This window comes from Lentimicrobium sp. S6, assembly GCF_013166635.1.
Classification (GTDB): Bacteria; Bacteroidota; Bacteroidia; order Bacteroidales; family UBA12170; genus UBA12170.
In genome coordinates this window covers 33,051-54,857 of sequence record NZ_JABKBZ010000018.1, presented here as the reverse complement: position 1 = coordinate 54,857, position 21,807 = coordinate 33,051, and the positions used below count along the sequence as shown (strand labels likewise).

At 32.9% G+C, this 21,807-nt stretch carries 19 protein-coding genes; 14 read left to right on the top strand and 5 right to left on the bottom strand.

Annotated features, from left to right (window positions below; genetic code table 11):
* Window positions 1–19 precede the first annotated feature (19 nt).
* The 3 genes from HNS40_RS08360 (at window position 20) to HNS40_RS08350 (ending at window position 3,090) form a co-directional block, all read left to right on the top strand.
* Window positions 20–1,102 (top strand): S9 family peptidase, encoded by a 1,083-nt coding sequence (locus HNS40_RS08360; protein WP_172279635.1) that lies wholly within the window; start codon window positions 20–22, stop codon window positions 1,100–1,102.
* Between the two features lie 305 nt (window positions 1,103–1,407).
* Window positions 1,408–2,274, top strand: coding sequence for an RNA polymerase sigma factor RpoD/SigA (locus HNS40_RS08355; protein ID WP_172279633.1), 867 nt, complete (start codon window positions 1,408–1,410; stop codon window positions 2,272–2,274).
* Between the two features lie 90 nt (window positions 2,275–2,364).
* Window positions 2,365–3,090: a rhomboid family intramembrane serine protease gene (locus HNS40_RS08350; protein WP_172279631.1), complete on the top strand. Its 726-nt coding sequence runs from the start codon at window positions 2,365–2,367 to the stop codon at window positions 3,088–3,090.
* On the opposite strand, the gene HNS40_RS08345 is transcribed toward HNS40_RS08350, so the two are convergent.
* From HNS40_RS08345 to HNS40_RS08335, 3 genes are read right to left on the bottom strand one after another with little or no spacing between them, the layout of a single operon-like run.
* Entirely contained in the window at window positions 3,091–4,629 is a 1,539-nt protein-coding gene (locus HNS40_RS08345; RefSeq protein WP_172279629.1) for a TlpA disulfide reductase family protein, read from the bottom strand.
* A 4-nt stretch (window positions 4,630–4,633) separates the two neighbouring features.
* Window positions 4,634–6,052, bottom strand: coding sequence for an MFS transporter (locus HNS40_RS08340; protein ID WP_172279627.1), 1,419 nt, complete (start codon window positions 6,050–6,052; stop codon window positions 4,634–4,636).
* 15 nt (window positions 6,053–6,067) lie between these two features.
* Window positions 6,068–6,466, bottom strand: coding sequence for a hypothetical protein (locus HNS40_RS08335; RefSeq protein ID WP_172279625.1), 399 nt, complete (start codon window positions 6,464–6,466; stop codon window positions 6,068–6,070).
* A 137-nt stretch (window positions 6,467–6,603) separates the two neighbouring features.
* Here HNS40_RS08335 and HNS40_RS08330 point away from each other — a divergent pair, with 137 nt between their 5' ends.
* Window positions 6,604–7,218, top strand: coding sequence for an L-threonylcarbamoyladenylate synthase (locus HNS40_RS08330; RefSeq protein ID WP_172279623.1), 615 nt, complete (start codon window positions 6,604–6,606; stop codon window positions 7,216–7,218).
* A gap of 125 nt (window positions 7,219–7,343) precedes the next feature.
* On the opposite strand, the gene HNS40_RS08325 is transcribed toward HNS40_RS08330, so the two are convergent.
* Complete coding sequence (locus HNS40_RS08325; RefSeq protein WP_172279621.1) at window positions 7,344–8,417, bottom strand: 3-oxoacyl-ACP synthase III family protein; 1,074 nt, start codon at window positions 8,415–8,417, stop codon at window positions 7,344–7,346.
* 291 nt (window positions 8,418–8,708) lie between these two features.
* Here HNS40_RS08325 and HNS40_RS08320 point away from each other — a divergent pair, with 291 nt between their 5' ends.
* The 4 genes from HNS40_RS08320 to HNS40_RS08305 all read left to right on the top strand — a co-directional run bounded on the left by HNS40_RS08320 (window position 8,709) and on the right by HNS40_RS08305 (window position 15,200).
* Window positions 8,709–11,075: an ATP-binding protein gene (locus HNS40_RS08320; RefSeq protein ID WP_172279619.1), complete on the top strand. Its 2,367-nt coding sequence runs from the start codon at window positions 8,709–8,711 to the stop codon at window positions 11,073–11,075.
* A 123-nt stretch (window positions 11,076–11,198) separates the two neighbouring features.
* Window positions 11,199–13,553: a PAS domain S-box protein gene (locus HNS40_RS08315; RefSeq protein WP_172279617.1), complete on the top strand. Its 2,355-nt coding sequence runs from the start codon at window positions 11,199–11,201 to the stop codon at window positions 13,551–13,553.
* 113 nt (window positions 13,554–13,666) lie between these two features.
* Window positions 13,667–14,461 carry an ABC transporter permease gene (locus HNS40_RS08310; RefSeq protein WP_172279615.1) on the top strand — a complete coding sequence of 265 codons (795 nt, stop codon included), beginning with the start codon at window positions 13,667–13,669 and terminating at the stop codon, window positions 14,459–14,461.
* Between the two features lies 1 nt (window position 14,462).
* Window positions 14,463–15,200, top strand: coding sequence for an ABC transporter ATP-binding protein (locus tag HNS40_RS08305; protein ID WP_172279613.1), 738 nt, complete (start codon window positions 14,463–14,465; stop codon window positions 15,198–15,200).
* 7 nt (window positions 15,201–15,207) lie between these two features.
* Here the strand turns inward: HNS40_RS08305 and HNS40_RS08300 are convergent, their stop codons facing one another.
* Window positions 15,208–15,837 (bottom strand): hypothetical protein, encoded by a 630-nt coding sequence (locus HNS40_RS08300; RefSeq protein ID WP_172279611.1) that lies wholly within the window; start codon window positions 15,835–15,837, stop codon window positions 15,208–15,210.
* A gap of 141 nt (window positions 15,838–15,978) precedes the next feature.
* Here HNS40_RS08300 and HNS40_RS08295 point away from each other — a divergent pair, with 141 nt between their 5' ends.
* From HNS40_RS08295 to HNS40_RS08270, 6 genes are read left to right on the top strand one after another with little or no spacing between them, the layout of a single operon-like run.
* Window positions 15,979–16,812 carry a bifunctional 2-polyprenyl-6-hydroxyphenol methylase/3-demethylubiquinol 3-O-methyltransferase UbiG gene (locus tag HNS40_RS08295; protein WP_172279609.1) on the top strand — a complete coding sequence of 278 codons (834 nt, stop codon included), beginning with the start codon at window positions 15,979–15,981 and terminating at the stop codon, window positions 16,810–16,812.
* 53 nt (window positions 16,813–16,865) lie between these two features.
* A complete protein-coding gene (locus HNS40_RS08290; protein WP_172279607.1) occupies window positions 16,866–18,014 on the top strand; it encodes a bifunctional 2-polyprenyl-6-hydroxyphenol methylase/3-demethylubiquinol 3-O-methyltransferase UbiG in 1,149 nt (382 codons plus the stop codon).
* Window positions 18,011–19,063: a glycosyltransferase family 2 protein gene (locus tag HNS40_RS08285; protein WP_172279605.1), complete on the top strand. Its 1,053-nt coding sequence runs from the start codon at window positions 18,011–18,013 to the stop codon at window positions 19,061–19,063. The genes HNS40_RS08290 and HNS40_RS08285 overlap by 4 nt, the downstream gene beginning before the upstream one ends.
* Window positions 19,042–20,052: a GNAT family N-acetyltransferase gene (locus HNS40_RS08280; RefSeq protein ID WP_172279603.1), complete on the top strand. Its 1,011-nt coding sequence runs from the start codon at window positions 19,042–19,044 to the stop codon at window positions 20,050–20,052. Before HNS40_RS08285 ends, HNS40_RS08280 begins: the two co-directional genes overlap by 22 nt.
* A 22-nt stretch (window positions 20,053–20,074) precedes the next feature.
* Window positions 20,075–20,896, top strand: coding sequence for a TylF/MycF/NovP-related O-methyltransferase (locus tag HNS40_RS08275; RefSeq protein ID WP_216663621.1), 822 nt, complete (start codon window positions 20,075–20,077; stop codon window positions 20,894–20,896).
* A gap of 34 nt (window positions 20,897–20,930) precedes the next feature.
* Entirely contained in the window at window positions 20,931–21,779 is an 849-nt protein-coding gene (locus HNS40_RS08270; protein ID WP_172279599.1) for a sulfotransferase, read from the top strand.
* Window positions 21,780–21,807 lie beyond the last annotated feature (28 nt).

The following is a 21,807-nucleotide window of genomic DNA, read 5'->3' as shown; positions in this document are numbered from 1 at the left end:
CAAACAAATACTCATGAACATGTTCAAATCAATTGTTTCGTTATTGTTTCTCTCAATTTTCTCAATATCTTTAATTGCTCAAGACTCAAATACTCAATTACTCGAAAAACTGGAAATCCTAGAATCTCAACTCGATAACTTACAACATCAATTTAATAAGGTAAATAAGCAAAACGAAGACCTCCTCTGGTTTGAAAAAGTAGGAGACATAGCTTTTATAGACAAGATTTTTATTCCAGGCCCTCCAGCTTCCAATATCAAAAGTGAAACCCATATGAGTTATGGAAACCCCTTGAAATTTTGGTCTTATGTGTTTATTCCAAAATCAGTGGATGCCAGTAAAAAATATCCTTTAATAGTATTGCCACACGGAGGAGTCCATGGAGATTTAACTACCTATTACACTCATATTGTCCGTGAATTAATGGCTCAGGGATATATAGTCATTGCCCCTGAATATCGTGGAAGCACGGGTTATGGAAAATCGTATTACGAGAGTATAGACTATGGAGGATTGGAAAATGAGGATGTTTTTGCAGCCAGAAACCACATGGTAGAAAACTATGATATTGTTGATGGAAATAGGGTGGGTATAATGGGTTGGAGTCATGGTGGTATGATTAGCTTGATGAATATTTTTGATCATCCTAAAGAATATCAAGTGGCCTTTGCTGGAGTTCCGGTGAGCGATTTAGTAGCCCGTATGGGATATATGGATGATGGATACAGAGCCTTATATTCGGCAGATTACCATATTGGAGCTACAGCGCAGGAAAACATCGCAGAATACCGTAGGAGGTCGCCAGCATGGAATACCTATAAAATGAAAAATACACCACTTCTGATTCATACCAACACCAACGATGATGATGTAAATGTTTTGGAGGTAGAGCATCTTATCAAATCTCTTAAAGCAGATGGTAAAGCATTTGAATATGAAATATATAAAGAAATTCCAGGAGGACATTCTTTCGATAGAATTGATACAAGAAAAGCCAATGAAATCAGAATTAAAATCTATAAATTTCTGGCCAAAGAACTTAATCCCCCAAATCCAATTAAAAATATGGTTGCTCTGCGTAAGGCAGCTTATCGTTTTTAATTGGCATTTTACTCTTTTTTTAGATCCAAGGGTTAGATTAAACCATTCTTAAGCTTCCCAATATTGCTATATCATTTCCGTAATTTAAAGATGAATTTGAAAGGATATTGTTCATGTTAAAAAGAGTTAAGTATTCATATTCAGGCAATAATAACTCTTTAGCTATGTTTTTGATTAATAAATGATGCAATAGAGCTTTTTGCTTTTTTAACAATATGACTATTTAGCTTATTTGGAATATCTCCAATTTAGTCTTATATTTGCTTAGTTAGCATCATCTATCTCAATAATTTAAATTAAAGAAAATGCGCCAGCTAAAAATAAATAAATCGATCACCAACCGTGAAAATGCTTCTTTGGATAAATATCTTACGGATATTGGTCGGGAAGATTTGATCACAGCTGAGGAAGAAGTAAGACTTGCCCAGCGAATAAAAGAAGGAGACGAAATAGCGCTTAACAAACTAGTGAAGGCAAACCTGCGTTTTGTAGTTTCTGTATCTAAACAATATCAGAACCAGGGGCTCAGCCTACCTGACCTTATTAATGAAGGTAATGTGGGTTTAATAAAAGCCGCTCGTAGATTTGATGAAACTAGAGGATTCAAATTTATTTCATACGCCGTATGGTGGATTCGCCAGTCTATTTTGCAGGCCCTTGCTGAGCAATCTCGTATTGTTCGCTTGCCACTTAATCAAGTAGGATCCATTAATAAGATAAAGAAAACCATTTCATTACTAGAACAACAACTAAATCGTCCACCATCGGAGGAGGAAATTGCTAAGCACTTAGAAACTTCTGAAGTTAAGGTAAATGCCGCCATGCGTATTTCAAGTCGCTCTGTTTCTATTGATGCTCCATTGTCAACAGATGATGATACCAGTATGGTTGATTTTATTGTAAGTGATGATACACCAAAATCTGATGAACATCTCATTAGAGAGAGTTTAACTCAGGAAATACAACGTTCTCTATCTACTCTTACCGACAAGGAGAGAGAAGTAGTTAATCTGTATTATGGAATAGGAATGAATCATGGATTGACCCTTGATGAAATTGGTGATAAATTTGATTTGACTCGTGAACGCGTTCGTCAGATTAAAGAAAAAGCCATTCGAAGGCTCAAACATCCTTCACGCTCCAAACTACTAAAGTCCTATTTAGGACAATAAATTCTAATAATATAAAGAGGCTGAGGCCTCTTTTTTTATGCCATATTGGCTATAATGATTTCTAGTATCATTATTGATAACAAAAGTCTTATGTCTTCACAAAAAGAAAAAATAGAATTATTAAAAGCCGGGTTTTATCCCCTTGTCTTACTACTTATTATGTGGGTGGTGAAGTTGGTGGAGTATTTATTTGAAATCCGCTTTTCATTTTTAGGCGTTTATCCGCTCGAGTTGAAAGGAATTCCAGGAATCATTCTCATGCCATTTTTACATAGCGATTGGGGTCATTTGATATCCAATTCTACACCCTTTATGTTTTTAGGAACTTTGCTTTTCTATTTTTATAGAGATGTGGCTTGGAAAATCCTCCTCCTCATTTGGGTTTTAAGTGGAATATGGCTTTGGTTAGGAGCTCGCGATGCTTATCATATTGGTGCCAGTGGGGTAGTTTATGGTTTGGCTTCTTTTCTTTTTGTTTCGGGAATCATAAGAAATAATAGAAGATTACTTACCTTAACCATGATAGTCGCCTTTTTATATGGAAGTATGATTTGGGGATTCTTTCCAGAATTTTTCCCTGATAAGAACATCAGTTGGGAAGGCCACTTATTTGGATTTGTCTCTGGAGCTTTAATGGCCTTCTATTTTAGAAAGGAAGGACCAGAAGAGGAGGTTTTTGTATGGGACGATAGTGATGTGCCAGATGATGAAAATGCTTATTGGCGTTCCACTACTCCAGCAGATAAAACGGCTTTAGACGAAAAGGCTCGACCTACTCGAATTCATTATCATTATAAGAAGGAAAAAAAGAATTGATTATTCTTTTAAGAGCCGTTCAAATTCTTCTTTTAGAGTTTCAAATTCATAAGGAGAAGATGCATCTGTGTTGGTAATTTCTCCTTTTTTATTGACGATTATATATCTTGGTATTCCTGTTATTTTAAATCGATTACTCAAAACGGAACTCTGATTATTAGATAGGTGAAAGTGTTCACCCTTTATCTTTTTCTCGTTGATTGTAGTTTCCCATGAGATTTTAGAGCAGTTATATCCTAAATATATGAATACAATGTCTTTATCTTCAAACTTGCGCTTGAGTCTTCTAGAATCTTCTATGCCTCCCATACAGGGCCCGCACCATGGCGCCCAAATATCTATGTATAAAACTTTGTTAGGGTATAATTCAATAATACTATCAAATATTTGATTATTGAGTGTTTTTTTTGAGTGAGTATTTATCCCCGTTGTTGATTTTGAATTAGAGAACCCAACTAACTCATTGTATTTAGATAAAAGATAATTCTTTACAAATGAGTTAGAAATTAATAAATCATCTTCAAAATATGAAAATGTCTCTAGGTCTCTCAATTCCAATAGTTGGTAGTATAGACCTCCCATCAGTAAATCTTTCCCAAATCCAGAAGATGATTTCTGAATCATTTTTTCCTGAATCTTAAATGCTGTGATTCTTTCTTTGTTTCTGTAATGTTGGAATAATATTTCTAGAGAATCTGAAGGTAGGTTATGGCTTGTTATGTACCTTTGACTGGCTCTAATAAATGATCTGTAATTCCAGTTACATACTGCGTTTATATGGTCAAAATTAGTCTCCTCTAGTATAAAACTGTAATTTTCAGGAAGGAAGTTATCTTTATAAGAATAGCTGCCTCTATTGAGTTTGTTGGTTTTGTAGTGGATTAAGTCTTTAAGAGCTAAGTATTTTAACTCATACTTTAGCCATCCTTTAAAAAAAGCACTTCGCGTTTTCTCATTTAAAAACTCATCTGATTTGCTTTGATAACAATTGTTTCGTTCTATATTTATGTATTTTAGATATTCACTAGAATCTAGTTTTTGAGGTAAATAATATTCATTTCCCCAATCAAGTACTTCATTATAATAAAATTTGCTGTATTCAAAATAATCAGTTGTCATTTGACTAAAATCCCCTGAATATTGAATGAATTTCAAGTGAGAATATTGAGTTGATTCTTTTTTTAATGAGTCGTTATTAAAAACAAAATGGATGCTATCACCTGGGAAAGCATAAAAAGGAATGGTATTCTGATAATAGAAAAAATAATTGGAAGGGAAAAAACTTTCAAATGAGGTTTTAAAATATCCATTTTCATTTATTTCTATATCCGTTGTTTCTTGAATATCGAACAAACCATCAAATCCAAATTTGATAAAATAATCGTCACTATGAGGATTGTAATTGATGATTTCACCTGTTATAATCACCTTTTGGGGTTTCTCGAATATGCTTTCGTTTTTTGATGTTTTGGAAGTGCAACTGAATAAAAGAAATAAGAATAATAAGTAATAAAGTAAATTGAAGTTGATGCGTTTCATATTATTAATCCTTAATTAAATAGCGATTATAAAAGAATAAACTCACAGCTGCCATAGCCCCAATTCCTGCAACTACCATCCAGATTTGTGAAGGATTATAGCTGGTCCAAAGATAATTCACCAATTCCCTATGACTCATGTTCAGCTCATTGGCTAAAGCAGCTAATTCTTCATTTTGACTTAATTCTTCAGGTAGTTGAAGGTTTATTTTAACAGCCTCCTCTCTAACAAAACTAACCAAATCACTAGTTTTCTGATAAACATATCCTGAAATAATACCAGCCATTATATTTCCTAAAAACATGGGGATAAAGGAGTAGCCCATATAAAGGGCTTTCTTATCTGCTGGGGCAATCCTACCAATATATTCTGTTATTTTAGGAGAGGCAGTCATTTCACCTACGGCAAAGATGAATAGTGAGGCAATAATAAATAATGGGTTTTGCGTAACTAGAGTTAAACTCAGTCCGATAGTGGAGATAGTAAAACCAGTCATCATCACATTTAAGGCCTTCCAGCGCATAATAATACTGCTGATAAGAACTTGGAATAGAATGATAAACATGGCATCGAAATTCGTTATAAACTCAGGGTCCATTTGATTTCCTATGCTATAAGTTTCTGCAATAAATGGGATATGTGCTGAAAAATAATTAAACCAAGAAGAAGTATCTACCCATTGTTCAATAAAAACAGGAAGCATAAAGAACAACTGTAAATACATGGTCCAGAAACCTGCTGCGATAATTAAAAACAAAACAAATTTGAAATCAACTAATACGGTAACGATATTCCTAAACACTTGTTTAATAGTGTCTCCAAGTGATTCTTTGCTTTCTTCTCTTTCAGGTTCTTTATAAAAAAGTATGAGAATGAAATTCACTGAAATAATGGCTGCAGAAATATAAAATACCAGCTCATAGGAAGTGTCTTTAAAAGCTAAAGTGAGTAAAGGGCCGAAGAACGAGCCAACATTCACCATCATATAGAAAATCCCAAATCCAATGGAAGCTGTTTTGTCGGTTGTAGTTTTGGCAACAGTAGCAGAGATAACGGGTTTGAATAACGCTGCTCCAACAGCTAAGTATAAATAAATGAGGAAAACACCTGTAAAAGTATCAAACATGGGCATTACAATAAATGCCGATGCATATATAAAAAAGGATAATATGAGTACTTTTTTATAGCCCCACTTGTCAGCAATGGCTCCTGTAATCACTGGTAAGAAGTAGAGGATTCCAGTTCCAATCCCCATAATCAGACCTTTTTGATTCTGGCTAAATTCAAGACCACCAATATCACTTGACTTGGTAAGGTAGTTAGCAAAGAGCATAAAGAATCCATACCAAGCAAATCTTTCGAATAGCTCAATAGTGTTCGCCACCCAAAAAGTGCGTGGGAACCTTTTAAAAATATTACTCATGATTTAGAATTTAGTTTATGGGAGTGGGTATTCTACTTCTACTAAAGTACTGTCACAAAGCCATGTACATAAGGTAGAATCAATAGCAACCAATTTTGAATCCACATAAATACTCATGGTGTAATTTGCTGAGTCTAAGCGTGTTCTTCCGGCTAGATATAAGTTGTCTAAACTTTTAGCTTCAAACCTTACCCAAAAAGTATCTGCAATACTTTCATATTGCTCAGTTGTTTTGTTAGCGAAAGCTGGGTTTTGATAGGTGATAATAAACCTTTTTCCTTCTGGCATATTATTTTTCAAAAGGTAGGCTACATCATAGCTGGTATAGTTTTGAGGTTTGTCTTCTTTGCTACAAGAATAAAAAAATAGGAGACCTAATGCTAATACAAAAAAAATACTGATTGCTTTTTTCATTTGTAAATATTATGTGATAAGCAAAGATAGTATATGATAGTGATTTGAGCAAATATAGTTTCTACTAAAGCAATTTGTAATCGTTCTAAAGGTTTAGTATTCTTGAAATCAATACATTTGTGTCCAAAATTTCAAAGATGATTATAAAAATATACCCTGAAAATCCCGCACAACGTCATCTTGATACAGTTTATGAATGTCTGATGGATGGAGGAGTCATTATTTATCCAACAGATACGGTTTATGCTTTTGGATGTCATCCTTGCAAAGGAAAGGCCATAGAAAGAATCGCCCAACTCAAAGGCATTAAGAAAAAAGAAGCTGATTTTTCTTTCGTTTTTAGTGATCTGAGTCAGCTGTCCGCCTTTACTAAAAGCTTTGATAAATCAATTTTCAAGGTGATGAAGAGAAACTTACCTGGCCCATTCACCTTTATTTTGGAAGCCAGTAATAGTATTCCAAAAATCTTCAATAATAAGAAGAAAACCATTGGAATCAGGATTCCTGATCATCAAGTTGCTTTGGCTATTGTAAATCAGCTCGATTATCCTTTGATATCATCCTCTATCCATGCGCAAGACAATATTATAGAATACAATACTGATCCTGAAATTCTCTATGATGATTTTTCAGATAAAGTGGATATTATTATCGATGGAGGCTATGGAGATAATCAAGTGAGTACTGTGGTGGATTGTGTGAATGGCGATTTTGAAATCATAAGAGAAGGCAAAGGAATTTTACAGTTTTAGTTTTCTTTTTTTTGATTTTTATCAGAAATCTACTGGGGTATAAAACACTATAGAATATAAACAAGAAAAGCGAAGGTGGAGTGTGAAAACTTCCAGCTTCGCACTTCTTGCTTCAAGCAATTTTTCTACTTTTTGTAAACAAAGGAGTTAATATTCATTCCCGCACCAACAGAAGCAAATATTAAAATATCGTCTTTATTAATCTCATGTTCAGGGCAGTCGTTTCTTAGGATTTTATCATAAAGAGTTGGTACTGTAGCCACAGAGCTATTCCCTAACAAACCGATGCTCATAGGCATGATTTTTTCAGGCATTTTTTCTTTATATAGTCTATAGAACCTTTTTACTATGGCTTCATCCATTTTTTCATTGGCTTGATGTATCAAGACTTTTTTCACATCTGATATACCTAAATCAGCTCTATCTAAAGCCAGTTTCATGGCGGCAGGAACATTAGAGATAGCATATTCATATATCTTTCTACCAAACATCTTTATATACTTGGTATCTGGTTTGTAACCTGGTTTATTGGATTTTCCCATAAATAGGAAATATGCCTCATCGGCCGTGTCTGTTTGCATGGAAGAACTTAACATTCCTCTTTTCTCATCCTCTTCAACTGTTTCCACAATAGCTGCACCAGCTCCATCAGAATAAATCATAGAATCTCTGTCATAAGGATCGGTCACTCTACTTAAGGCTTCAGCGCCAATCACTAGAAATCGTTTTCCCAAACCTGCTTTTCCAAAGGCATCTGCTTGTATCATGCCTTGAACCCAACCAGGACATCCAAAAAGGATATCGTATGCAGTGCAAGAAGGGTTTTTAATATTTAGAATATATTTAACTCTAGAGGCTAAACTAGGTAATATGTCGGTTTGTGTGCTTCCATGATGAATATCACCGAAATTATGTGCGCAAATGATTTGGTCAATAGTTTCGGGATCTATATTTGCATCTTCAATAGCTTTCTTTGCAGCTTCAGCGGCCATATCAGAAACCAATTGATCTTTTTTTAAATACCGACGTTCTCTAATACCCGTAATTTCATTGAATTTGCTAATGATTTCCTCCCCTGGTCCGTCTAGTCTTTCTTGTTTCTCTGAGTAAAAATCTTGTTTAACAAAAGTCTCATTCTTCACAACTTCACTGGGAATATAGCTTCCCATTCCTGTGATTAAAGTATTTAAGTACTTCATGTATTATATTTTTGGTTTTTCAGGCGGTAAAAGTAATCTTTTTTTTAAAAAGGCAACTTTATTTATAAGTTGCATAACAAAAGAGTTTTAGCTACTTATAAGTTGTTTTTACAGGCTATGTTTTTTATATTATTTTCAAATCCTTATAAGTTGTAAATTGTATTGAGGATTTGTAAATTTGTGTATCTTTATCAAATAACATCAATTATTGTTATCAAATGATAACGCCAGCCAAATTAGATGTTTTTGGTTTTATCAGATTTATTGATGATGTTTTAATAACTATTAGAAATGAATTATATTTGGCTTGTTGGAGAAAACAATGAACTCTTAGAACAATTGCAGGTTCTATTTAGTCAAGGACAGTATCAGTTGTCTGAGGATCGAGAATTAATTGATATTATCATTTATGATATTCGAAGGAATATAAATAGTCAAGATGATCTCCTTCTTCTGCAATATGCACAACCAAAGGTGTTTATCTATAAGGATGAACAAGAAATACCACAATATATTTTATCATTAAATTCTAGCAAATCGTTTTTGAAGTTTCCTTTCGATAGTATTGAGATTTTGACACAAGTGGATTTATTGATTAATAATAAATCTGATTTTACATTTAATAATAATGAAGGAATTATTGAGCAGGATTCTTTTTTTGAAGTTTTGAATAGAGATTTGTACTTAAACACTTTTTTAAACACTGCAGATAATGTAGCTTTTGTATTTACTGATATTGGAGGAGAGAACACAAAAATAAAAGGCTTTAGTCGCGGCGCTGAAAAAATATTTCAATATAAAGCAGAGGATATTATTGGCCAAGATGTGGCTGTTCTGCATGAACAAAGCGATGTTGATGGTTTTGAAGAAATGCAGCTTAGACTTAGGAATGGATTAAAAGGGTATACTGGAACCTCACGATTAAAAAGAAAATCAGGTGAGTATTTTGATGCTCTATTTACCATACATCCTCTAGTTAACGAGATAGGAGAGCTAAAAGGAACTATTGGGGTTTCTATCGATATTTCAGAATTAACCAAAGTTCAAGAACAGCTTCAAGAGCAGGAACGAGTTCATAAAACACTGATAAAGAACTTGCCTGGCTTTATATATTATTGTGATAATGATAGGGATTGGACCATGAGATATATTAGCGAGGGATGTATAGATTTGACAGAATATCAACCTTCAGATTTTATTAATAATAAAGTTGTAACCTTTAATCAAATTATTCACGAAGACTGGAGGAAGTTTGTTTGGGATGAATGGCAATTGGCTATTAATGAGAAACGAAATATTATTAAAGATTATCAGATTGTTACAAAATCTAATCAAGTTAAGTGGGTGAGGGAAAGGGGATGCGGTATTTATGATAAAGAAGGAAAACTGGACCATTTAGAAGGTTTTATAACGGATATCAGCGATATAAAAAGGACAGAATTGATACAGAAAGTCATCTTTAATATTTCTACCGCAGTGAGTATTAGTGATAATTTGGGGAAATCAATATTTCATGTCAAAAATGAGTTGGGTAAAATTATTGATACCACAAATTTCTATGTTGCTTTTTATAATGCTAAAGATGATACTTTTGATTTGCCATTTTTTGCTGATGAAAAAGATTCTTTGACTGATTTGCCGGCAGGTAAAACAATGACTAAATATGTCGTAGATACTCAAAAATCATTATTGGCCAATATTGCAACAAAAAAACAGTTGGTCAAGCAAGGAAAGTTGGAAATAAAGGGAAGTCTATCTAAACTCTGGTTAGGTGTTCCCTTGTCTGTTGAAGGTGTTATTACTGGAGTAATTGCGGTTCAAAGTTATGAAGATGAGAATGCATTTAACAAGTCTGATGTGAAGATGTTAGAATTTGTTGCCGATCAAATTAGCACAACACTTTATCGCAAACACGCCGAAGAAGAGCTAAAGGTTGCTCTCATAAAAGCTGAGGAAAGTGACAAATTAAAATCAGCCTTTTTAGCCAATATGAGTCATGAAATACGAACGCCAATGAATGGTATTCTTGGGTTTGCAGCCTTGTTAAGACATGAGGAGATATCAGAAGAAGAACGAGATAAGTTTTTGGGGATTATAGAGAAAAGCGGCAATCGTATGCTCAGTATCATTAATGATGTAATCGATGTTTCTAAAGTAGATGCTGGCATCGTTGAACTTTATATTTCTAAGGTTGATATTGTTGGAGTTTGTACTTACCTGCATTCTTTCTTTTTACCTGAAGTAGAGAAAAAGGGGATGGAGCTTGTTTTAAATCTAGAGGATATTAATGAGGCCTATTTTATAGAAACAGATAGAGAAAAACTCTATGCCATCATCACTAACTTGATCAAGAATTCCATAAAGTATTCCCAGCAAGGAACCATCGAGTTTGGTTGTATAATAAAACATAAAGAAGTAGAATTTTTTGTTAAGGATACTGGAATAGGTATTCCCGAAGAGAAGAAAAAAGATGTGTTTAGGAGGTTTGCTCAACTACATACAACCATTGATGAGTTTAATGAAGGTTCGGGTTTAGGTTTGTCAATTACCAAAGCCTATGTGGAGTTAATGGAAGGAAATATATGGTTTAATTCTGAGCAAGGTAAAGGCAGCGAATTTAGATTTATTTTACCTCAAAATTTAGGACATCAGGATTAATTTGGTTATCTTAGATAGATGAATATCAACAATAAAAAATACTGTTATCATTTTATAAGAAATTACATAGTCTTATTGGTCATGATATTATTGGTTTCGGCTTGTGGAAGGCAAAATCGAAAGGTGAAGCTGTCAGCCGAAGAAAAGGAGTGGTTGAAACACAATCATTCTATTATTGTTGCACCAGAAAAGAATTTCCCACCATTTGCTTTTATCGATGATAAAGGATTTTTCAAAGGTATTTCAGCCGATTTTTTAGCTGAAATTGAAGAACAATTAGGTCTCAACTTTATTATAGCTCCGCCATTTCATTTATCTAAAAACTTAGAGCTCATTAGACAGGAGGAAATAGATATTATTACTTCTATTAAATCTACAAAAGAAAGAAGGGAATATATGGATTTCTCCATCCCTTATATAGAGATTCCAACAATAATAATAACCAGAAAAATCGATAAAAAACATCTTAATCTTAATGATTTAGAAGGCTGCAATGTTGGGGTTGGAGAGAATTATGCAGTGCATGAATTCCTGAGAACAAATTATCCGGACTTAAGCATTCAAACACAGAAAGATGATTTAGATGGTTTGAAAAAACTATCACTTGGTCAGCTTGATGCAGTCATCATGGATTTGGCTAGTGCGAGTTTTTTGACCGACAAAAATGGGATTACTAATTTGTTTGTTTCAGGGGAAGTTGATTTTACATACGATTTGTGCATGGCTTCCGTAAAAAGCAAACCAATAATAAATCAACTCCTTAATAAAGCCATTCAAAATATTTCCCTAGATAGAAAAATGCAGATTAAGGAAAAATGGATACACCTTAATGGCCCAAATCCTGAGTATAGATATAATGTTATCGTTGTGTTTTTGGTGATAGTCCTATTATTATTTGGTTTAGCTATTTTGTTTTTAAATTATTTTCTAAAACGGAAAATAAGGGAGAAAACCTTGGAACTCCAACTTCAAGTAAAAGACAATAAGGTTTTGGAGGAGGAGCTGATATGTTCACTAGGAAAGCAAAAGGAGTGGTATGTCAATTCCCCATTGCCCTATCAGTCACTAACTGTAGAAGGAAGAATTGATGAAGTAAATTCAGAGTGGCTAAAATCTTTGGGTTATCAGCGCGAGGAGGTCATTGGGAAATGGTTTGGTGATTTTTTGGATGAGGAATCAAAAGAGGGATTTCGAAATAACTTTTCTTCCATTTTTGAACGAAAATATGTAAAAAATGCTTATTTGAAAATTCGTCATAGAAATGGTAGGTTTATCGATATCCTTTTAAATGGAAAAGTGTCTAAAGACCCTATTGACGGAAAGTTTAAAACCTATTGTGTATTCCAGAATGTAAGTCGTCAAGTAAAAAATGATACAGAGCTTAAAAAATTCAAAGAAGCTATTGAACAGAGTCCTGTTTGCGTGGTAATGACAGACCCGAAAGGAAATATTGAATTTGCGAATAAACAGTTTGAACTTTTGACAGGATATAGTTTTAGGGAGGCATTAGGTAGGAACCCACGTATTTTAAATGCAGGAACCCAGAGAAAGGAATATTATAAGAATATGTGGGATATTATATCCTCAGGAAATACTTGGACTGGCGAATTTCATAATAGAAAAAAGAATGGAGAGCTTTTTTGGGAAATGGCAGTGATTTCACCAATACAAGATAAAAATGGACTTATAAGCAATTATATTGCAGTAAAAGAGGATGTTACTGAGAGAAAAAAGCTTTGGAGGGAATTAGTAGTGGCAAAAGAGAAAGCAATGGAGTCGGACAAGATAAAATCCGCCTTCTTAGCTAATATGTCTCATGAACTTCGAACTCCTCTCAATGCTATTATTGGGTTTTCTGATCTTATCGATCATGATTTATCTAAAGAAGAAATATTATCCTATATGAATATTATCAATAATAGTGGAAAAGAACTTCAGAAGATTGTTACAAATATATTCGATATCAGCCTGTTGCAGACTGATGAGATTAAGGTGAATTTGGCTGATGTAGATTTGCAACGGTTGTTTACTAATGTATATGATAAAGCTATAGGAGAGCAAAGTCTTGAAAAGTTAAATCAAATAACTTTAAAGACCGAATTTAGTTCTGATTGTGATGGGCGAAAAATACATACAGATTCATATTTACTTGGTGAAGTGATTTTGCATATGGTTCATAATGCTTTTAAGTTCACTATTAAAGGGGAAATTAAACTTATGTGTAAGTTACTAATAGAGGATGGGATAGAATTTGTTAAGTTTTCTATTTTAGATACAGGAATTGGTATTTCAGAAGAAAACCAAAGTCTTATCTTTAAAAGTTTTAAAAAAGTGAATCATAGTACAGGCGAATTATACAGTGGAGTTGGTATAGGCTTGTCAATCTCAAAAAGGCTTGTTGAAATATTAGGCGGCGATATTAAAGTGAAGTCTGTTCTTGGCAAAGGTTCTGAGTTCTCCTTTAAGTTACCATTGTAACATATCTCTTGATTCTTATTTTTGGAGAATCTAATTTGGTTTCATCATTATAATTTCTCTATTGTCATTATTTATCATTGCTTTTTGTTACTTTAGCCATACAAATTCCATTTATGATTAATAGATTATTTAAACCGATATTAGAGAAGCTACCAGAGAACAATAAGCTTGAGCGGATTTGGATATTAGCAAAAACAGATTTTAAAAAGCGATACTACGGTACAAGTCTAGGTATTGTTTGGGCTCTTATTAATCCTCTTGTTCAGTTGTTTATTTACTATTTTGTATTCACAATTTTCTTTAAAACAGATATTCCCAATTTTAGTCTTTATCTTTTTTCAGGCCTGATATTTTGGATGTTTTTTGCAGAGTCAACGAAAAAAGGAATGTATTCAATGCACTCTAATCGGTATCTTCTAGAACAGGTACAAATTGATAAATCAAATATAATATCAGCAGGATTGTTGAGCAATTCATTTGCACTATCATTTAACTTCTTGGTATACTTTATTATATCTCTATTTTTTAAAATAGAATATACTTTGAATGTACTCTACCTGCCGCTTATTTTAATCAATATTATCATACTTATATTTGGTCTAAGCTATATTCTTTCCATTATTTATATCTATTTGCGCGATTTCGATCATTTTTGGGATATTTTTCTAATTGCAGCTTTTTGGGCAAACCCGATAGTTTATCCTGAATCTGTGTTATTAGAATATAAAATTGTCTTATGGCTAAATCCAGTAGCTGGAATCATTATGAATTTACATAATGTACTATTATATGGCCAAGCTCCAGATTTTCAATTGTTGGCATGGAATTTTGCCTACGCTCTTCTGGTTTTTATCATTGGTTATTTTTTGTTTAAGCATTATTCTAAAAAAGTAATTGAGGTATTATAATATGAAATCAAGTGAAACAATAATAAAGCTAAAGGATATTGGCAAGACTTTTAAAATAAAAGACAGAAATACAAATTCTATTCGGTCTAAAGTAACAGGTATATTTAATCCCAATCAGAACCGTGTTATCAAGGCTTTGGAAAATATAAACCTAGAAATTCGGAAGGGAGAGTTTTTTGGAGTCATTGGACACAATGGAAGTGGGAAATCTACATTGCTGAAAGTAATGACTTCTGTTTATCAGCCTGATAAAGGAGGAGTGATTGATATTCAAGGAAGTTTCCAACGATTAGCGCTTGGTACAGGATTCGATTTGGAGTTAACAGTAAGAGAGAATATTTATCTGAATGGTTCCTTGTTTGGATTAACTTTTAAAAAAATAGGCAGTATCTTTAATCAAATTATAGAATATGCCGAACTTGAGAGTTTTGTAGATACTAAAGTAAAATACTTTTCTTCGGGAATGGTGAGTCGTTTGGCTTTTGCAATTGCCATTAATGTAGATGCCGATATCCTATTTCTTGATGAGTTTGGAGGGGTTGGGGATGAAAGCTTTAAAACTAAATCTGAGAATTCATTTAAAGAGTCAATCATTAAAGGGAAAACCATTATTCATGTGAGTCACGATTTAAATACCATTCAAGCATATTGTGATCGTGTTTTATTATTATCAGGAGGAAAACCTATAATGGTAGGGAAACCTGAGGAGGTGATTCAAAAATATCATGAAATTCAGTAGTTTTTGTTTAAGTTTTCATTAGTTTTAGAAACAATAGAAGTTTTTTCCAAAGAGTCATTTTCTTGAGACTAAGTTTATAATACCATAGTTCCGAATTGTGGTCGCTAAACAAATGTTCTTGTTTGCTAATATGAAAATTTTTCTTAATGGCCTTGTCAAACAGATCCCTCTTGAAATAGTATTGCTTATCAATAGGCATGTGTTTATGTTCAAACTCGTTCAACCAAACTACTAATGATAAGATTCCCTTTTCTTTAAGCGCATACTTGTATTTCTTCAAAACAATAATAGCCTCCTCAAATTCCATATGATCTATGGTGCTAAAATCGAAAATAACATCATATTTCCTCTCATTTTCATTAAAAGTAATAATGTTTTGCTCTTTAATGAAAACCTTTTTATTATTCATGTAATCTTTCTTCTTAGCTTCTTTTATAACATTGGGATCTATCTCAAATATTTGAAGCAATGAACAATGTGGCAAAATAAATGGGACTATAGTTTTTGGAATGGAAGAGATTCCTGATTCATTATAACAATCTGTTCTAAGGATTTCTAAATCGGATTTACCCTCTAGCGTTTGTGAGGCAATTTCTTGGTATTCTGAATAAACTTCATGATAAGTGTTACATTTCATAAATTGTGTTTTATTAGGTGAGGCTAAGTTAACAAAATGAAAGAAGTTTCTAATTAGGTTGAGAAAATTAAAAAAACTATTTTTGAAGGAATAAACTTGAGGATTTTATTTTATAAAAGGATAACCAATTAAGTATTTTCCATGATACAATTAAATAGACAGCAGGAATTTTATAGATTAAGTGAACGACTCAATATTGAAGTACCAAAAGATTATTACTGGTATCATACAATCGATTTGGGAAATGGACTTCTCACTCCAGGTGTTTTCGATTTGCGAAATAAATTGCCTTTTTATAATTTCCCCAATTCCATGGAGGGGCTCACAGTTTTAGATGTAGGAGCAGCTACAGGTTTTTTTTCATTTGAATTTGCAAAAAGAGGTGCAGATGTTACAGCTACAGAACTACCTTCGCTCTTAGAGTTAGATGTTTTTCCCGGCCAAGATATTAAGGATGTTGTTAATAAAGGCATTAAGTATTCCAAGGGTTACTCCTATGAAGAACCAAAAGCATTAAACCACGAACTATTTTATAATTTAATGCTCAAAGAGCCATTTGAGTTTTGTTCGCAAAGATTAAACATTCCAATAAAAAGACGTTTTGTAAATGTTTATGATTTTTCATTTGAAAAATTGGGAAAAGCCTCCTTCGACTTTGTTTTTATTGGTGATGTGTTGTTGCATACTATTAATCCTTTACAAGCATTGGCATCAATTGTAGAATTTTGTTCTGGTACCCTTGTCATAGCCCAATATATGCCGAACTCAAACGAAAATAGAGCAATAATGAATTATGTTGGAGGCGATAGTATGGAAGACGATATGTCTGTTTGGTGGAGACCAAATGCATCTTGGTTTTTTCAAGTTTTAAAGAAATTGGGGTTCTCTAAAGTGGAAGTTGTTAATGAGTTTTCTGATGCCTATATACCTAATGGAGTTGAAGAGGTTAAATCTGTTATTTATGCTGTAAGATAGCATTAGTGTTCTTATGAAGTGGTAAATAAATTGTTGAATGTAGAAAGAAATAAATGGTGATAGCAATAGTTAGGGCAACGTTTTTAGCGATAAACAATTTTGAGTTGAACTATGCTTATCAATTTTGTGAATCTTATCTTAGAAAATCGTTAGAACAAAATAATGTTCAGTTTTATTGGTTGCCAGAAGATTTAAGTGAGGATAATTTTCATAAAATTAAAGAATCGCAATACGTAATAACTATTAAGGACCCTCTTTTGATTATTAATTGGCAAATGATGAAAAGGATGGTAACTCTCATTGATAAAGGATATGATGAATGTGGGCCTATGTTTAATTTTAGCGATTTTTCTTATCAAGTTTCATCACCCTTGTTTGCTCCCTTAAACACAACTACCTATGAAGAATTACAAGAGTTATATCAAAGTCAAGCCTTGAAAATTCAAAAAGTAGACAAGCTTGACGATAGATGCATTCTATATTCAAGTAAGTCTTTTTTAAAGAGAAAAAATAATCATTCTTCTTTCTATAAATCAAATGCTGGACTATTATTAAATTCCTTTGTATTTACTTTTAAATCATTCTATAATAGGGTTAGAACAGACTTGGTTCAGAACATACCAAATGATGCCCAGAATATTTTAGATGTTGGTTGTTTTGATGGAAATATGGGGAAGTTTCTATTAAGTAAAAGTGACAACATAAAAATTGATGGAATAGAGCCTTGCGAAACCTCCGCAAAAGTAGCATCTAAATATTATAATGATGTGTTTAATGGATACCTTGAAGATTTCAAGACAGAAAAAAAGTATGATGCAATTGTATGCGGAGATATTTTGGAACATCTGAATGATCCTTGGTTTCAACTTAAAAGGATTTCCAATTTTATACGAACAGATGGTTGTTTAATTTTGAGTATACCTAATGCAGGACATTGGACTTTAGTTTTCGATCAACTCAATGGGAAGTTTGAATATCTACCTTGGGGATTAAGTTGTGTAACACATATTAGATGGTTTACTGAGAAGTCAATAAAAGAAGCTATAGAATCGGCTGGTTTTGAAATAGAAAATATAAGCTATGAGCAAATTCCACCCTCACCAAAAGGCCAACAGTTTATCGAAAAAATAGTAGAGCTTAAATTAGGGAACAAAAAATCATTAATGACAAATGAGTTTCTTATCAAAGCAAAGAAAAGATGAAGATAAGTGTTATTATAGTTAATTATTATACATCTAAGTTTCTTCCTTCTCTTTTAAGATTGTTAGAAAGTGAAGAGGAACTGAAGGAGATTATTATTGTTGATAATAGTATGGAGGAGGGTTTAGATGAAATGGTGTCAAAGTTTCGGAACACAAAGCTCATTTCTAATAATGAAAATGTTGGTTTTGGGAAAGCCGTAAATCAAGCGAGTAAATCGAGTGAATCTGAATGGTATTTAATACTCAACCCAGATACCATGCCGGTGCCTGGTTTTTTAAAGAAGTTGTTGAATGGAGCTATTAGTTCAAATGCGATAATAGCAGGGCCTAGGTTTTATCTTGATGAAGAAAGACAATATAAAATACCACCAGCACTTGGAGCAAATTGGTGGATGCAAACAGCACTCGATTTATCTACTAAATCAGAATTGGATGCTAAACTATTATGCTATTATTGGGATATAAGATTTGAAAAATTTTGGATGGAAAAAGAGCCTTTTTATGAGCCATTTCTGTCAGGAGCATGTTTGTTAGTGAGAAATGATAAAAGCATATTTCCTACAGGAAAAATCTTTGATGAAAGGTTTTTCCTGTATTATGAAGACACCGATTTGTGTGTTTTAGCAGCTGAAAATGATTACAGAATAGTTTGTGTTCCAGATGCAGAGGTGGTGCATTATTGGAACCAATCACCCTCGAGTAAAAAAGGAGAACTAATGATGCAATCTCATCAATTGTATTGGAATAAATATTATGAACAGCTCGAATATTCTAATTTAGTCATTGAAGATTTCCCAATATCAATTAACGACCTAGGTGAATTCGAAGCTCCTCCAAGCTTTTATTTCGAAAATTCAAGTAATGAGAAATTAGATTTCGAAATCGGAGTTAATCGAGTGTTGATTCCAGCTATAAAGGTTAAGGTTGAGGAGGGTAGCTTTAAAATATCCTCCTCAGTTTGGAAACTTCTTGCTAATGGTTATTATTTTTCACGTGTAAAAGATAGATTTGGAAAAACAAAAGCTTTATGGAGATGGAAAAAATTCTAAAAACAGATCAGGGAAAGTTTAAATTGAGGCCATATACTTCTGATGACCAAGAAAAAGTAATGGAACTTTGGGAGCTTGCTTTTAACCATGAAATGGATCAGAAAGTATGGCGATGGAAATATCATAAAAATCCTTTTGGATATCAGATTATGCTTTGTTTAAATGAAAAGGAGGAGCCAGTTGTTATGTATGGAGGGCTTCCGTATAAATCATTTTATAAAGGACAAGCTATACGAATGGTGCATATGACTGATAGTATGTCTCACCCTGCCTATAGAAGTACAACTCAAGGGCGCAAAGGATTATTTATACAAACAGCGGAGCATTTTTTTGATGTTTTTGCCGTTCCTCCAGAGTCTGTTTTTTATTATGGCTATCCAGGGATTAGGGCTTATCGGTTGGGGAAATTGTTTTTACAATACAATGAGATTTCTCAAGGTGTTCAATTTGTTTCTGCCGATATAGAACAAGTAAAAAATAGAAGTGGGTATTTTAAAAAAACTAGATTAGTCCATTCATTTGATACAACTATATTCAATCGTATTTGGAATTCACTAAATTGTTACTATCCTTTTTCTATTAGCCGAAATGCTGATTTTATCAAATGGAGGTATTTTGATCATCCAACCAAAAAATATCTTGTTTTTGTATCAAGAAATATTTTGCATCAACCGAAGGCCTATGGTATCATTCAGATCAATAATAAAATTGCAACATTGGTAGATATTTTGGTTAAACCTAGAGTTGATGATATTGCCTGTTTAGTTTCTGAAATAACTAAAGAATTAAAGAAGAGAGGAGTAACACAAATTCAATCTTGGTTACCTCCAAATCATGGAGTAACCCAAAAACTCATACAAATCGGTTTTATTGCCAAAAAGGAGCCATTAGGTCTAACTATTGTTGGTAGAACTTTCCATAAAGAAATTCCATTAGACCATGCATCAAAAAACATGTTTTTTACAATGGCAGATGGGGATCTTTTTTAAACATGATAGACTTCAAAAGGAAATGGGAAAATTATATATAAACTTGTTGAAAGATGTACTGACAGGGATGAACAGGATGGATAAAACTGTTTATGAACCCTTGGATTGGAGCTATGAACACAAGGCAAAACAACCTTTTTTTATTAGGTATATAGCCAGGTATTTAGAAAAAAAAGGATATGTGATTTGCAGGGAAAAAATAGCATCTAAAGAACATCGCTTACAAGGAGGGGATTGGCCTCTTTATGCTGAAACAATGATAGGATTAAAGCGGCTTGAGAATATTGAATACTGTTTCGAAAAAATAATAGAGGATGATATTCCTGGTGACTTTATTGAAACTGGTGTTTGGAGAGGAGGAGCAACTATATTTATGAGGGCTTTATTAAAAGAAGCAGACATTAAAAATAGGAAAGTATGGGTTGCTGATTCATTTGCTGGTTTACCAAAGCCATCAGGTAAATATAAAGAAGATATTAATGATATACATCATGGTTTTAAAGAGTTAATTGTATCTAAAGAACAAGTGAAAAAGAACTTTGAAAATTATAGACTTCTTGATAAACAAGTGGGGTTTATTGAAGGATGGTTTAGTGAATCCTTAGTTTTTGCACCAATTAATAAACTTTCTATATTAAGGTTAGATGGAGATATGTATGAGTCTACCATGGATGCTCTTGTAAATTTATATCCCAAATTATCGATTGGTGGTTTTGTTATTATTGACGATTGGGGAGCGGTAAAAGCATGTAAAAAAGCGGTTCTAGATTATCGAAGCAAAATGAATATTACTGATCCAGTTGTAAAGATAGACTGGACAGGAGTGTATTGGAGGAAATCTTAAAATGAAATAATTAGTATTGTGTTAACTTGAAAAGATGGAGAAACAAACCAAACTAAACAAGCCAAACTTTTTTATACTTGGGGCTGCAAAATCAGGAACATCTACTTTGTATTATTATTTGATGCAACATCCACAAATATTTTTAAGCAAAGAAAAAGAACCAACTTTTTTTTGCGAGGATTTTCAATTGATAAAAAATACTGTTGAATATTTCAAACTGTTTGATCAAGTTGAAAAAGAAACTATAATTGGAGAAGCTTCGCATGCCTATTTTACCGATCCAGAATCTCCTAGGATTATACATGCCCTTTTCCCTAAAGCTAAATTCCTGTTGATTTTGAGGAACCCAGTTGAAAGGGCACATTCCTTATTTCATTTTATGAGAAGGGTTGGTTTGGAGGAAACTAAGACTTTCGAAAAAGCAATTCACCTAGAAGAGGAAAGATATCATTCCGTAAAGTTTCGGAAAGAAAACAAACAATATCCTTATAATTATTTTTATTTTCGATCAGGCTTATTTGGTGAACAATTAAATAGATATTTTAGTCTTTTTGAGAAAAGCCAATTTCATATTATAACAATGAATGAATTACAAATGGACTTTCAAGGAGTAATGAATAAAATTTTTAATTTCTTAAAAGTCGATATTATACCAAGCCAAAGTGGAAAAATCATTAATCAGGGCTATGCAATTAAATATGTGAATCTTCAGAAAGCAATGTACAAAACCCAAAAATATTCCAAGAGTATTTCTCAGCAAATAATGGGGTTTAATAAATTTGAAATTCCCGAAATTCAAGAAGATACTTATAATACTCTAATTAAAAGGTATCATAAGGATCAAGAACTTCTCGAAGAATTGTGCGGTATACGTTTTCTTTAGTGAATTAAACCATTGTAAAATTATTGAA

Coding starts and splice junctions, on each gene's coding strand:
- HNS40_RS08325 (WP_172279621.1), bottom strand. CDS start 8,417: ATGAAGTACTTAAATACTTTAATCACAGGAATGGGAAGCTATATTCCC.
- HNS40_RS08340 (WP_172279627.1), bottom strand. CDS start 6,052: ATGAGTAATATTTTTAAAAGGTTCCCACGCACTTTTTGGGTGGCGAAC.
- HNS40_RS08355 (WP_172279633.1), top strand. CDS start 1,408: ATGCGCCAGCTAAAAATAAATAAATCGATCACCAACCGTGAAAATGCT.
- HNS40_RS08330 (WP_172279623.1), top strand. CDS start 6,604: ATGATTATAAAAATATACCCTGAAAATCCCGCACAACGTCATCTTGAT.
- HNS40_RS08310 (WP_172279615.1), top strand. CDS start 13,667: ATGATTAATAGATTATTTAAACCGATATTAGAGAAGCTACCAGAGAAC.
- HNS40_RS08360 (WP_172279635.1), top strand. CDS start 20: ATGTTCAAATCAATTGTTTCGTTATTGTTTCTCTCAATTTTCTCAATA.
- HNS40_RS08335 (WP_172279625.1), bottom strand. CDS start 6,466: ATGAAAAAAGCAATCAGTATTTTTTTTGTATTAGCATTAGGTCTCCTA.
- HNS40_RS08295 (WP_172279609.1), top strand. CDS start 15,979: ATGATACAATTAAATAGACAGCAGGAATTTTATAGATTAAGTGAACGA.
- HNS40_RS08290 (WP_172279607.1), top strand. CDS start 16,866: ATGGTGATAGCAATAGTTAGGGCAACGTTTTTAGCGATAAACAATTTT.
- HNS40_RS08345 (WP_172279629.1), bottom strand. CDS start 4,629: ATGAAACGCATCAACTTCAATTTACTTTATTACTTATTATTCTTATTT.
- HNS40_RS08270 (WP_172279599.1), top strand. CDS start 20,931: ATGGAGAAACAAACCAAACTAAACAAGCCAAACTTTTTTATACTTGGG.
- HNS40_RS08275 (WP_216663621.1), top strand. CDS start 20,075: ATGGGAAAATTATATATAAACTTGTTGAAAGATGTACTGACAGGGATG.
- HNS40_RS08300 (WP_172279611.1), bottom strand. CDS start 15,837: ATGAAATGTAACACTTATCATGAAGTTTATTCAGAATACCAAGAAATT.
- HNS40_RS08320 (WP_172279619.1), top strand. CDS start 8,709: ATGAATTATATTTGGCTTGTTGGAGAAAACAATGAACTCTTAGAACAA.
- HNS40_RS08350 (WP_172279631.1), top strand. CDS start 2,365: ATGTCTTCACAAAAAGAAAAAATAGAATTATTAAAAGCCGGGTTTTAT.
- HNS40_RS08285 (WP_172279605.1), top strand. CDS start 18,011: ATGAAGATAAGTGTTATTATAGTTAATTATTATACATCTAAGTTTCTT.
- HNS40_RS08280 (WP_172279603.1), top strand. CDS start 19,042: ATGGAGATGGAAAAAATTCTAAAAACAGATCAGGGAAAGTTTAAATTG.
- HNS40_RS08305 (WP_172279613.1), top strand. CDS start 14,463: ATGAAATCAAGTGAAACAATAATAAAGCTAAAGGATATTGGCAAGACT.